The following is a 13,715-nucleotide window of genomic DNA, read 5'->3' as shown; positions in this document are numbered from 1 at the left end:
AATGACTATAAAAATTTATTAATCTTATACTTTAAAAAAATTTATTAAATTCTATTAATTTTTATTGATAAAAAATAATAAACAGGCTGTTAAAATTAAAATTTTTGCTTCATCTAGTAAACCTAAGATTATCCTGCCTAGTGCCACTGAAATTTATAGTTTAAGAAAAATGAAAGTAGTAATACCTATTAAGAATGCTCACGCTTTTTATAAGGTCTACGCATTTCTTGAGTAAAGTTTTCAACTCACCTTATGCAATTAAAAGAATACTAGATATTAATAATCTGTTGTTTTAAATTAATCTTTCTTACTTTTATTCTATAGTTTTTCCATCTAAAAACTTTATTGAGAGATGTCCATGCTTTGTATATGCTAAGTGCATTTAGTAAGTGAATTGTTCAGCTCACCTTGTGGGTATAAAAGCACCCTCAAAATGTTTTAACCAATTATCAGTTAAATACCGACTTTTTGTGATCATTAGATCATAATATCCCCCAGTCTCTTAGTACAAATGTTTCTTCCTTGATGATTTCATTTTTTGCTTCTAGTCTACTATAATGAGTGTTCCTGCCTGGTGTTTTAAATAGAAATCTCTTAGCTCCCTACTATACACGTGCAGTCGCTGGTTCCCAGAATTGCGCTCCTTATCCTTAAACCTGGCTAAGGCTTTTATTTTCCGTTTACGTCCATTTCCCGAATGGGCATATCGAACCCTTCTAGGGTTCTACTAATGCCGGCTTTTATAGCTAACCTTGATAAAAAAATGTTGTGCATATGTTGTACCCAAGATGAAACAAAAAAGCCTTACATCTCTGTAAGGCTTGATTTTACTGGTGGTCCCACCTGGGCTCGAACCAGGGACCCCTTGATTATGAGTCAAGTGCTCTAACCAGCTGAGCTATAGGACCAGTCCATAATTTTACTTATGGGTGCGCAAATTTAGATAAATCTCTGTTATGTGCCAAACATTTTTTTAAATTAGTGGATAGCCAACAGCCAATCCTTTGAAGATAAAGTACTTTCTCTAAAAATTTACTGTATTTCTTGGCAAAGCTCGATCAAAACTCCGTTGGCTTCTTTGGGATGCATAAAGGCAATTAGCTTATTATCCGCTCCCTTTTTAGGTTGATCATTTAATAACCTAAAGCCTTCACTTTGTAATCTTTCTATCTCAGCTTCAATATTATCAACTGCAAAAGCAATATGATGCAAACCTTCACCTCGTTTCAAAATAGATTTTGCAAGAGCACTGTCATTAGAAGTTGCTGCCAATAATTCGACTTTACTTTCTCCAATTTCAAAAAAAGAGGTAATTACCTGTTCACTCTGCACTTCTTCGGTTTTATAATGAGATTTTCCCATCACCGCTGCATAAGTTTTATTGGCTGCTTCTAGATCGCTAACGGCGATACCTATATGTTCAATCTTTTTCATCTTCAAATTATTTAAAATCGATACTAATTTCAGTAAACTACGTAGGGCAAGTAGAAAAGGTGTCTATATAGTAAATAACTTTTTATCTAGAGACCTGCATCAGCGCATTTAATTTCGATAATCGAGCAAAGATTCAACTAAAATAATTATTCTTATCTTCAATAAATCTACAGCTAAGTTTAAAGTACTATTTTTGCACCATGGAAACAAATAGACAGAAAAAAATAGGAGGCGTACTGCAAAAAGATCTGGCCGAAATCGTAAATAATTTTTTACGCGATGCCGGAATTAATGGAATTTTAATTTCTGTTTCTAAAGTTAAAGTAACGACAGATCTTAGTATAGCCAAAGCATACCTTAGTGTTTTTCCGCAAAAACATGCCGAGGAGATTCTTAAAGAATTAAACGAAGTAAAGTACAAGATAAAGCACGAGATGGCGATGCGTACCAAAAATCAGTTGCGTAAAATGCCAGATTTGAGCTTTTTTATAGATGACTCTTTAGAATATATCGAGAATATCGATAAATCTTTGCAAGGCGAAGAAGACCCAATTAACAATCCAGATCTTCTAGAACGTAGGAAAAAGTCGTAAGCTTGAAGTTCCCCTTATATATCGCCAAGCGTTATCTGTTTTCTAAAAGCAGTAATAATGCGATTAATATTATCACGATAATCGCTGCCATTGGTGTTTTTGCTGGGGCTTTTTCTCTATTTATCGTATTGTCGGGATTTTCGGGGTTGCGCGAGTTTAGCCTTGCCTTTTCTAACGAGTTTGATCCCGATCTAAAAGTGATTCCCAAAACAGGGAAAACGATTACATTTTCTAAAGATCAGGAGGACGATTTCAGTAATATCGACGGAATTGCCAACTACACGAAAACTATCGAAGAGCGTGTTTTCTTAGAGTATCAGGAAAAAACGGCCTGGGCTTTTATTAAGGGTGTGGATGAGCGTTACCAGCAGGTCACACAAATCGACAGTTCGGTAGATGGTACTTGGTTTACTTCTTCTGAACCTCAGGTGGTGATCGGAGCCGATATTTCGAGAAAACTAAATCCCGGAATATTCAATTATAATCACTTAATGCGCTTGTTAGTTCCTAAACCAGGTAAAGGACAAATTACAAATCCGGCAGATGCTTTTAATCAAAAAAGTGTTATCGTTAGTGGTATCTACAACATCAATTCAGATCTTAACGGGAAATATATTTTTTCTAATATCAACTTTGCACAAAGTCTATTGAACTTAGATGAAAACACCTATAGCGCTATAGAAATTAAAATGACTTCGGAAGCTGACGAAGAAACTCTAAAAGAGCATATTCTGAAGTTTTTTGGCGATAATGTTGAAATAAGAACTCGGGCACAGCTAAATGAAGTACTCTATAAAATGCTCAATACCGAGAATTTAGCGGTATACTTAATTTTTACATTAGTACTAATTATTGCACTTTTCAACGTAGTAGGTTCAATAATTATGGTGATTCTGGATAAAAAAAGCAATATAAAAACGCTGCAAAGCCTTGGAGCAACACCCAAACAAATTAAAAATATCTTCTTTACTCAGGGAATGTTGATGTGTACCATTGGCGGCGGTATCGGACTAATATTCTCACTGCTTCTTATCTACTTACAAATGCAATTCGATCTGGTAATGATCACTCCCAGCCTACCATACCCGGTAAGTATTGAAATTAGCAATATTTTAACGGTAATACTCACGATTGGAATATTAGGTTTATTCGCATCTTTTCTCGCCGCTGGAAGAAGTAAAAAAGCCTTGGAAGAATAATCCTCAGTAGCTAGTAGGCAGTCTTCAGAAGCTGTCAGATATTAACGCTCAGCTTTCAGAAAAAAATTATCTCCCAAATTGTGCAATCTTGATTCTGAATTTCGAGAATTTATTAAATATAAATACCGCTTCTCGATAGAATTTTAGCTCCGTTATCACTTCAATAAAATAACTCGAAGTGACATCTTTTTAATTCAATATTCAAAATCCAGCAATTAAAATTCAACATTTTAATCCTGATTTATAGATCTGTATATTTTCCCTAGTCTATTTTCTATGTTCTAAACTCTAAAGTCTATCAGCGAAGCGATCTAAAGTCTACATTCTTTCTACTAGCCAAACTCGTAACCTGCGAACTCGCGTTCAACCTCATCGAAAGCAGCAAAAACATCGGCAGAATCGTCGCTTGTTACCATTTTCATTCGGTAATCTTTAAAATGCGGAATTCCTTTAAAGTAGTTTGTATAATGTCTTCTGGTTTCAAAAACGCCAAGTTTCTCCCCCTTCCAATCAATTGACATTTGTAAATGTCGCCTTGCAGCTTCTACGCGTTCTTGCAAAGTGGGTGGCGCTAAGTGCTCTCCGGTTTCAAAATAATGCTTTACTTCTCTAAAAAACCATGGATATCCTATACTTGCTCTTCCTATCATCGCACCGTCCAAACCGTATTTATCACGCATTTCCATCGCTTTTTCAGGCGTATCTACATCGCCGTTTCCAAACACCGGAATATGCATTCGGGGATTGTTTTTAACCTCAGCAATAGGTTTCCAGTCGGCTTCACCTTTATACATCTGTGCTCTGGTACGCCCGTGAATAGAAATCGCTTTACAGCCCACATCTTGTAAACGCTCTGCAACTTCAAGAATTTTAATCGAATCGTGATCCCAACCCAAACGCGTCTTTACGGTTACCGGTAAATTGGTATGTTTTACCATAGCTTCGGTTAACGAAACCATAAGGTCTACATCTTTTAAAATCCCGGCACCAGCACCTTTAGAAACTACTTTTTTTACAGGACATCCAAAGTTGATATCGATAATATCTGGTCCCGATTTTTCTACGATCGCCACAGATTCTAACATCGATTCTAGATTTGCTCCAAAGATCTGAATGCCAACGGGACGTTCTTTCTCGTAAATATCCAGTTTCATTACACTTTTGGCAGCATCTCTAATCAACCCTTCAGAAGAGATAAATTCAGTATACACCACATCAGCGCCTTGTTCTTTGCACAACGCTCTAAACGGTGGATCACTCACATCTTCCATTGGTGCTAGCAACAATGGAAACTCTCCTACATCTATATCTCCTATTTTCGACACAATCTTTTATTTTAGAAAGTGCAAAATTAGTAAATAAGATTGAAGAATTTAAAATTCATGCAAACTACCTGAAAATGTGAGTTATGCTACATATTTCAGGCAAGCTATATACTTCAGAAAAATTATACTTCAAAATGAGCAAAATCGAATGTAATTATTGTTCTCGTTCATTCATTAATCTAAAACCTGTCGCTCCTTAAGTCGGTTTTCCTCTTCAGCATTAACCGCACGACTGTTATCATTTAATCTGAAGTTTCCGAAGTTATAACGCAAACTGAAGGTAACTCTTCTTGTTTCAGAAATCGCATAAAATCCGTTGTCCTGATTTAAATACTGACTTTGTAATGGAATATTCATGGTTCTAAACAAGTCTTCAGCATTTATAGCCACTGAAATTTTCTTATTCATAAAGGTTTTTCGCAAACCGATATCTAAACCAAATTGCGGATCTTCATATTTATAAGAACCCGCCAAAATATTAGGAAGAAAATATGTATTTATATTTCCGCTAAAAGTGCCATCGCTTCCAAAGTAAAAATAGTTCGCGATGTTCAAAAAGGTACTTAAAGTGTCGATTTTGTAGGTTTCCGCAGCGCTTTCTCGTGCATAAAGCTGGTTCTCCATATAAAATGCTGAAACGTATCCGTAAAGATAGTACCAGTTGGTTACGTAATTGGCGTAAGTGATATCTAAGCTGAATTGCTGAGTATAATCTAAATTATCATTTAAAGTTCTTAAAATGTTATATTGGTTATCCTGAAATGACAAAACTGAAGGTGAATTATCTACACGATCCCAGTACAAATCAAAAAACAGAAAACTTTTATAGGTATAATTAAGTGTCACCTTATTTGCAATTCCCGGCACCAAGCTAGGATTTCCTTCTTTTACATTATTCTCGTTAATAAAATATTGAAAAGGATTTAAACTCTGAAATCTTGGTCTTTCAATTCTTCGGTTATACTCTAAACTAATTGAATTAGACTCTCCCAGGCTGCGCATGGCATAAAAGGTTGGGAACAATTGAAAGTAATCCTGATCGTTTACCAAACCGTTTTGATCAGAAATTCCGGTAATATCGGTGTACTCTCCGCGTAGACCAGCCTTTAAACTCCAATTTCCCAAATCTTTAGCAGTACTAAAATAAGCGGCATAAATATTTTCATCGTAATCGAAAGCATCAGATAAATCGCCAACCTGGGTGGCCAAACTTTTATTATAAAAATCTAATGCGCTATTAGACGTTATTCCAGAATATTTTAACCCGGTTTCTATTGGCAAACTTCCCATATTTGCTGAAATATCTACTTGCCCGGTGTAAATATCTGTATTTTGAACGCCCTGAGTGAAAATCATATTATTTCTAATCTCATCATCATTACCGTCAAAATAAGTAGTGTTTAGATCCTGATCCTGATCATCGTCATACCGAATGTAGTTTGCCTGTGCAGATAAAGTTGCGCCATTTTCGCCCAAACTTGTAGAGTAATCTGCATTAAACAATAAATTTTTCGATTCATTTTCTACTCGGCTATTAGTCGTAAATAAAAAATCTAAGTTATCTGAAGGATCGTAAATATTGGTTCTTCCGTTTAAATCGGAATCGTTTTTTGGCGTAAATAACAAATTGGCACTTAAACTTAATTTACTTTTTTCTGAAAGTGTAAAATCTAAGATCGTGTTTAAGCTATGCGCATAGTTTTTAGTATCACGCTCAAAATCGCCAAGCCAAGTTGAGTTTTCTGAACCATCTGTTTCAAAATAGGTTACATTACTTTCATCATTCTTATAAATATTCCTTGCATTAAAATTATAACTGGCGAACGCATTTACATTATTGGTTTTGTAATATTGGCTTGTCCCGACACTATATTTTGGAACGACAGCAATAGTATTGGAAGCATTTAAACTTCCCTTATAACCAATCGATGGATTTTTAGACATCACAATATTCAAAATAGCTCCGCTACCTTCGGCATCATATTTTGCAGGCGGAGTCGTAATTACCTCAACAGATTGAACATTTTCACCACTTAATCCAGATAATAATTGTTCTAATTCTGCACTAGATAGGTACACTTTACGATCGTTGATGTACACCGTTGCCGGTCGGTTTTTCACCAATAGTTGCCCCTGCGTAACAATTACACCCGGTGTTCTTTTTAAAATATCGTAAGTGTTTAAACTCGAGATTACTGAATTTTCTACATTAAAAGAGATGCGGTCGATCTTTCTTTCAATTCTAGGCTTTCTGGCAGTTACGGTAACTTCACCTAAGTTTGCATTAGATGCTTGCATTTCAATTTTACCAAGATTGGTATCTCCAGCAACTTCGATCTGCTTCAAATATTCAGCATAACCCAAAAAACTAACTTTTAGAAGATAGGTATTATCGGAAACTTCTTTGATAGAAAAACGCCCATCATCTTCAGAAACAACACCTTTGACTACAGTGGTTGAATCTTCAGCATTCATTAAAATTACATTCGCAAAACTTATAGGTTCGTTTTGGTCATCTATTAAACGCCCCTTTACTTCGTGCTGAGACAATAAACGGTTAGATATAAATAGAATAAGGGTAAGAGGTAGGTAGTGTAGTAGTTTGTTCATTCAAATTCTTTTTCATGGAAGATCAATAACAAATTTAATTTTTTACCTGTAATTACCTAACCAATCATAGAATTCTTTAAAAATAAACTAATTTTTTATAGCATCATACAACACTTGTTGCATTTGCGTACGCGTATTTAAAGTGTATAATCTGCGGTTCTCGCGGGAAGGTAAAACTCGGTTTGATAAAAAAACAAAAAGTAGATTTTCAGCAGGATCCATCCAAACCATTGTCCCTGTAAATCCCGTGTGTCCAAAACTTTTTGTACTCGCATCTTTTGCCGTATTATTATCTAAACCCTGATATTCTAAATTCGGTTTATCAAATGCTATAGCGCGACGATTATTATTATCTGGAAACTGCGTTTTTGTCCATTCTTTAAAAGTTTGCTCTTCGATATAACGCTCTCCTCCATATTTTCCCATATTTAAATACATCTGCATCAACTTAGCCAAATCGTTCGCATTCGAAAAAAGACCGGCATTAGCAGAAACTCCACCCATCATAATGGCTCCTTCATCGTGCACACTTCCGTGTATTGGTTCATGTCTAAATGCAAAATCGTTCTCTGTAGGTACAATTCTAGTAACAGGAAAATCTTCAGTAGGCTTGTAGCCTAAAGTTGTTGCTCCTAATTTGGAATAAAAATTTTCATTTAAATACGTTCTATAGTCTTCACCACTTATATTTTCTACGATCTGCGGAAGCAAATAAAAAGCAAGCCCAGAATATTTATATTCAGCTTTGTCTTCTAGTGGCGACTTTTTAATGGCTTTATAAATTTTCTTTTTGTAATTGCGATGAAGCCACATGTTGTCACTAATTTTTATAGGAAAACGTGCTGAAGAATCTTTTTTAAACGTATTCCATTTATAGCTTCCGTTCTTCCGTAGTGTATTTTGCCAATAGGCAATCCAGGGTTTAAATCGCGCCTGATGTGCGAATATTTGCTGAAACGGAATTCCTGCTTTATTTGAGTTTTTGAAATACGGCAAATAGTCATCAATCCCATCTTCTAAACTAAACTTTCCTTCGTCATGCAACTTCATTAAAGCCGGTAACGCTGAAGAAACTTTTGTTACCGAAGCTAAATCATATAAATCTGATGCCTTAACTTTAATGGTATCGCTATACTTATGTAAACCATAAGCTTTCTGAAATACAATTTTTTCATCTTTCGCGACCAAAACGACACCACCCGGAATCGCCTTTGCATTAATAGCTTGATGCATTAAAGAATCGATACCGTTTTGTAGAAAATCAGCATTCATCCCGGCATCTTCTGGTCTCGTGTACGAAAATCTGATTTTTTCTGAAGTTTCTAAACCATCGCCGGCCTTAAATTTTTTCCCTACACTAACCGGAAGTTTACCATCTGCTTTAAATCCTCCAAAAATAAGCTGTGCTGCTTTTTGCTGCGTTAGTTCGGAATCTTGATAGGCTTCAATTAACACGGAAGCTTCTTCAATTTTATTGATCTTATTTAACGAATATGGATTTTTGAAAACACTAAAAATAGTATGTTCATCTTGGGTAATTTCAGCAATAAATTTTAAAACCTGATCGGAATACCGAATAACATTTCGAGGAAATCGACTATGATCGTGAAGTCCTGCAATGACCACATTATAATTCTTCAATTTCTTTTTTAATGCTGAAATCTGACTGGCCGTCGCCTTATTTTTTATCTGAAAATGATCGATTTTGGTATACCAGCCTAAACTTTTCTGAAATTCGGTTTGCTTCTCTGCTCCTATTGAAATACTTGCTATTTTCAAAGTATCTAATCTGCGAAGCGGAATCATTTCCTCGTCATTCTTCAAAACCGTCAGCGATTTTTCGACTAATTTCTGCTGAAGATATTTGGCATGCGAGTTATTCAGCTCTTTATCAATATTGGCCGTTTTTAGCGGTTCATAATTATTTAAGCCTACCCATTGTTTTACCGCAAGTACTTTTCGACATTTTTCATCGATAGCTGCCTGAGAAATAATACCCTGATTTATCGCTTTTCGAACTTCAGCAATAGCTTTAGGCACATCCTCGGTAAATTCTAATAAATCGTTTCCGGCGATAATGGCTTTTTTATCGACAACACCGGGTTGGTTTCCGGTAGTTACACCTTTCATATTCATCGCATCGGTAACGATCAAGCCTTTAAAACCTAATTTTTCTTTTAAAATTCCGCTGATAATCTTTTTGGATAACGTTGAAGGCACACCGCTACTATCCAGCGCCGGAATATTTAAATGCGCCACCATTACCCCGCCAACACCAGCATCGATTAATTTCTTAAAAGGATACATCTCTAAAGTATCTAGCCTTGTGAAGGGATGGTTTATTTGTGGCAAGGCTTTATGCGAATCGGTATCGGTGTCGCCATGACCGGGAAAATGCTTTGCTGTGGTCAATATCTTTTGGTCTTGCATTCCTTTCATATAAGCAATACCTTTTTCAGCAACCTTTATTTTATTCTCGCCAAAACTTCTATAATTAATTACCGGATTATTCGGGTTATTATTAACGTCGACCACAGGAGCAAAATTCATGTGTAAACCTGTACGTTTTACTTGGCGCGCTACTTCTTCTCCCATTTTATACAAAAGCGTATCATCTTCTATCGCTCCTAATGCCATTTGGTACGGGAAACTGATGGTATTATCCAGTCGCATTCCCAATCCCCACTCTGCATCAATGGCTCCTAATAATGGCACATCTGAAACTAATTGATAATCATTCATCAATTCTACCTGCTTTTTTGCAGTTCCCTGGAAGAAAATGAGTCCCCCGATTTTCTGTTCCTTAACCAGTTTTAGAATTTCATTCTTATGTTGCGAATCTCGATTAGAATAGGCTGCCACCATTATAAGTTGAGCAACCCGCTCATTGGGGCTTAATTGCTGCATCACAGAATCTACCCATTTACTATTGGTATATTCTAAAAACTCAGGTTGTTGCTGCGCAAAGGAACTCCATTGTATTCCGCAGAAAACAATAGAGCAAAGAATTACACTTCTTAGGGAAAATAGTCGCATTAGTTTAGATTTAAACTTTTATATAAATTTTCTTTTTATCCAAAATATAGGCAATAAGCCACATTACTATCAAAAATAACAACGCATATAAAAAAGATGCATTGTAAAATGATATTATTTATAAGAAATAACCTTTATTAATTCATATAAATCTACAAAATTTAATAAAACAAAACATCTTAATTAAAATTTTACATTAAGTCTTTTCTAAACTAGATTTTTTATATACTTTTATTTTTCAGAAATTTAGTTTCTTGCAAGAAGAATTAAATTTTTAACGAAAGGCATAAAGACCTGACATTTTTTGACGAATATGAGTCTACATTTAAAGGATTTTCTAATTGAAGAAGCTCTTATCAAAGATATGAGCAATGTTGAGCGAAAAAAAGTACATCAAAAGACTAGAATCATAAAGCACATGTTTCTAAATGGTGATACTTCTAATGCAGAAATTTGCTCAAAATTTGGCATAAGTCTCCCAACTTCTATGGCCCTTGTTAACCAACTGCTAGAGGACGGTATGGTCATTAAAAAAGGAAGAGGAAAATCTGAAGGTGGTCGTAAACCCGATCTTTACGGATTAAAAGAACATTCCTTTTTCGTATTGAGCATTCACATAGAGCGCTTTAAAATAAAATTGGCGCTTATCGATAATAACCACAGTATTGTTAAAGAGGAGACTTTAGAAACACAAATCTCTCCAAATTCTAATATTGTAGATCTACTTTATGATTTCTCAGAAGAGTTTTTAAAAGTATCAGAGGTAGATGATGCAAAAATAATGGGTGTCGGTATAAGTATGCCGGGATTGGTTTCTTCCGAAGAAGGAAAAAATTACACGTATTATTTAACCGAACAGGATCCTGCTTCCCTCCGCGATAAATTCGAAACCAGATTTAAAAAACCAGTTGCGATTCTTAACGACGCAAAGAGTGCTTCTTTAGCTGAATTTCATTTTGGATTAGCTAAAGAAAAAGAAAACGTACTGGTGATCTCTATGGATTGGGGTGTTGGACTAGGCATTATAATGGGCGGAAAAATCCACTCTGGGGTTTCCGGTTTTGCTGGTGAATTTGGGCATATCCCAATGGTAGAAGATGGTATGTTATGCCACTGCGGAAAAAGAGGCTGTTTAGAAACAGAAGCTTCTGGTTTAGCATTGGTTAGAAAAGTAAAAGAAGGACTTCAGCAAGGGCAAACTTCAGTTTTAAATAGCCTTTCTGCGGAAGCTTTAGAAAAATTAGAGCCAGATACAATTGTTGAAGCTGCCAACAAAGGCGATCAATTCGCTATAAATTCACTTTCTGAAATAGGAATGAGTTTAGGAAAAGGAATCGCAATTCTTATTCAAATTTTTAACCCTGAATTAATTGTTCTTGAAGGTAAGATCGCCAAAGCAAAACAATTTATAACCACTCCAATTCAGCAATCCATGAATATTTATTGCATGATGCAGCTGAAGGAAAAAACAAATATAGAATTATCGAATCTTGGAAATAACTCTAGCCTTTACGGTGGCACTATCGCAGTAATGGACAGTATTTTTAAAGATCAGATTTCAATTATAAAATCACATTTAAGTTAAAATAAACACTCATGGCCAGATTAAATCTCTTAGAAGAAACACGTTTTGAGAAGCTTCCCGTTAAAGTTTATAAAAGCGAGGAAACAGCATCTGTAAAAGTTGCAAAGCGTATTGCTAAGATTATTAAAAAAAGACAGGAAAAAGGTAAAAATGCTGTTTTAGGTCTTGCTACCGGAGCTACTCCTGTAAAAGTTTACGAAGAGCTTATTCGCCTTCATAAAGAAGAAGGACTTAGCTTTAAAAACGTTATTACTTTTAATCTGGATGAGTATTATCCTATGCAGCCAGATGAGAACCAGAGCTACGTAAAGTTCATGGACGAGAATCTGTTTAATCATATTGATATTCCAAGAGAAAATATCAATATCCCAGATGGAACATTGGCTAAAGAAGAAATCGCAGATTTTTGTCTTGAATATGAAAGAAAAATTACTGAGGTTGGTGGCTTAGACCTTCAGGTTCTAGGTATTGGTAGAACAGGACACATTGGTTTTAACGAACCTGGATCTGCTCCTAATAGTGGTACCCGTTTAGTAACGCTAGACGATCTAACCAGACGTGATGCCTCTCGTGATTTTGGTGGAAAAGAAAACGTTCCTACCAAAGCCATTACCATGGGAATTGGTACCATCTTTAAAGCTCGGGAAATCATTTTAATGGCATGGAGCAAAAAGAAAGCTTCGATCATTAAAAAAGCGGTTGAAGGTGAAATTTCTGGTAGTGTACCGGCAACTTATCTTCACTTAAACGATCATGTAGAATTTATTTTGGATGCTGATGCAGCTTCAGAATTAACAAGATTCGATACGCCTTGGTTGGTAAAAGACTGTAGTTGGGATAAAGCGCAAATCAAAAAAGCTGTAATCTGGTTATCTAATGAGGTTGGAAAACCAATTTTGAAACTAACCGACGAAGATTACAATAGCCACGGAATGGCACAGCTAGCCACAGAAAAAGGGCCGGCTTACAATATCAATATCGACGTATTTAACCAGTTGCAACATACCATTACCGGTTGGCCTGGTGGAAAACCAAAAGCTGACGATACGCAACGTCCCGAGCGAGCTGAGCCTGCTAAAAAACGAGCAATTATATTCAGTCCGCATCCCGATGATGATGTAATTTCTATGGGTGGTACATTTATTAGACTTGTAGACCAGGGACACGATGTGCATGTCGCTTACCAAACTTCTGGAAATACAGCAGTGTGGGATACCGATGTTTTACGTTATGTTGAGTTTGCGATCGACTTCAATAAAAGTATAGGAGAAGACACCACTAAATTAAAGGAGACTTATAATAACATCAATAAGTTTATTACTGAAAAACGTCCAAACGATATCGACCTTCGGGAGATTATGGATGTAAAAGGATTTATACGTAAAACCGAAGCCATCGCAGGTGCACGTTATGCTGGACTTTTAGATCAGAATATTCATTTTATGGCATTACCATTCTATGAAACTGGTAAAAAAGTAAAAAGCCCGGTAACTGAAGAAGATGTGAAAATAACGATGGATTTACTTCAAAAAGTACAACCTCATCAGATTTTTGCAGCAGGAGATTTTGCCGATCCGCATGGGACACATGTGGTTTGTTTTGATATTATTATTGAAGCGATGAATCGTCTTCGTAAAACCGAAGAATGGACCAAACACTGTTGGTTATGGATGTATCGTGGTGCATGGCAAGAATTTGATATGCATGATATCGAAATGGCCGTACCGCTTTCTCCACAAGAAGTGGCAAGAAAACGTGAAGCTATATTTAAGCACCAATCACAAAAAGATACTCCGGTATTCCCTGGTGATGATGAACGCGAATTCTGGGTACGTGCAGAAGAAAGAAATAGTGAAACCGCACTCTCTTATCATAATTTAGGATTGGCTAATTACGAAGCTATAGAAGCTTTTGTTCGATGGAAATTCTAGTT

8 protein-coding genes and 1 tRNA gene are annotated in these 13,715 nt (G+C 35.9%); 4 read left to right on the top strand and 5 right to left on the bottom strand.

Annotation, left to right across the window (positions count from 1 at the left end; translation table 11 throughout):
• Positions 1 to 831: 831 nt before the first annotated feature.
• Both QWY91_RS13855 and mce read right to left on the bottom strand, forming a co-directional pair.
• A tRNA-Ile gene (locus QWY91_RS13855) sits at positions 832 to 908 on the bottom strand.
• 124 nt (positions 909 to 1,032) lie between these two features.
• On the bottom strand, positions 1,033 to 1,434 hold the full coding sequence (gene mce / locus QWY91_RS13850; RefSeq protein ID WP_290236060.1) for a methylmalonyl-CoA epimerase: 402 nt from the start codon (positions 1,432 to 1,434) through the stop codon (positions 1,033 to 1,035).
• A 200-nt stretch (positions 1,435 to 1,634) separates the two neighbouring features.
• On the opposite strand from mce, the gene rbfA reads away from it, so the two are divergent.
• Together rbfA and QWY91_RS13840 are read left to right on the top strand one after the other, a co-directional pair.
• A complete protein-coding gene (gene rbfA, locus QWY91_RS13845) occupies positions 1,635 to 2,027 on the top strand; it encodes a 30S ribosome-binding factor RbfA (protein WP_270062830.1) in 393 nt (130 codons plus the stop codon).
• Positions 2,028 to 2,029: 2 nt separating this feature from the next.
• Complete coding sequence (locus QWY91_RS13840) at positions 2,030 to 3,226, top strand: ABC transporter permease (protein ID WP_290236055.1); 1,197 nt, start codon at positions 2,030 to 2,032, stop codon at positions 3,224 to 3,226.
• A 332-nt stretch (positions 3,227 to 3,558) separates the two neighbouring features.
• Here QWY91_RS13840 and dusB read toward each other — a convergent pair whose 3' ends face one another.
• From dusB to QWY91_RS13825, 3 genes are all read right to left on the bottom strand, one after another.
• Positions 3,559 to 4,551: a tRNA dihydrouridine synthase DusB gene (dusB, locus tag QWY91_RS13835; RefSeq protein WP_290236053.1), complete on the bottom strand. Its 993-nt coding sequence runs from the start codon at positions 4,549 to 4,551 to the stop codon at positions 3,559 to 3,561.
• A 174-nt stretch (positions 4,552 to 4,725) separates the two neighbouring features.
• Positions 4,726 to 7,161: an outer membrane beta-barrel protein gene (locus QWY91_RS13830; RefSeq protein WP_290236051.1), complete on the bottom strand. Its 2,436-nt coding sequence runs from the start codon at positions 7,159 to 7,161 to the stop codon at positions 4,726 to 4,728.
• An 87-nt stretch (positions 7,162 to 7,248) separates the two neighbouring features.
• Positions 7,249 to 10,197 (bottom strand): serine hydrolase domain-containing protein, encoded by a 2,949-nt coding sequence (locus QWY91_RS13825; RefSeq protein ID WP_290236049.1) that lies wholly within the window; start codon positions 10,195 to 10,197, stop codon positions 7,249 to 7,251.
• 313 nt (positions 10,198 to 10,510) lie between these two features.
• On the opposite strand from QWY91_RS13825, the gene QWY91_RS13820 reads away from it, so the two are divergent.
• Both QWY91_RS13820 and nagB read left to right on the top strand, forming a co-directional pair.
• Positions 10,511 to 11,782 (top strand): ROK family transcriptional regulator, encoded by a 1,272-nt coding sequence (locus QWY91_RS13820; protein WP_290236047.1) that lies wholly within the window; start codon positions 10,511 to 10,513, stop codon positions 11,780 to 11,782.
• An 11-nt stretch (positions 11,783 to 11,793) separates the two neighbouring features.
• Entirely contained in the window at positions 11,794 to 13,713 is a 1,920-nt protein-coding gene (gene nagB, locus QWY91_RS13815) for a glucosamine-6-phosphate deaminase (RefSeq protein WP_290236045.1), read from the top strand.
• Positions 13,714 to 13,715 lie beyond the last annotated feature (2 nt).

It is taken from the genome of Zunongwangia endophytica (assembly GCF_030409505.1).
Taxonomy (GTDB): Bacteria; Bacteroidota; Bacteroidia; order Flavobacteriales; family Flavobacteriaceae; genus Zunongwangia; species Zunongwangia endophytica.
Note: the sequence above shows the minus strand (reverse complement) of the source record. Positions and strands in the feature narration are given on the sequence as shown.

Bases quoted from the DNA above. Each gene is read 5' to 3' on its own strand.
- QWY91_RS13830 (WP_290236051.1), bottom strand. From the start codon at position 7,161: ATGAACAAACTACTACACTACCTACCTCTTACCCTTATTCTATTTATA.
- mce (WP_290236060.1), bottom strand. From the start codon at position 1,434: ATGAAAAAGATTGAACATATAGGTATCGCCGTTAGCGATCTAGAAGCA.
- QWY91_RS13825 (WP_290236049.1), bottom strand. From the start codon at position 10,197: ATGCGACTATTTTCCCTAAGAAGTGTAATTCTTTGCTCTATTGTTTTC.
- rbfA (WP_270062830.1), top strand. From the start codon at position 1,635: ATGGAAACAAATAGACAGAAAAAAATAGGAGGCGTACTGCAAAAAGAT.
- nagB (WP_290236045.1), top strand. From the start codon at position 11,794: ATGGCCAGATTAAATCTCTTAGAAGAAACACGTTTTGAGAAGCTTCCC.
- QWY91_RS13820 (WP_290236047.1), top strand. From the start codon at position 10,511: ATGAGTCTACATTTAAAGGATTTTCTAATTGAAGAAGCTCTTATCAAA.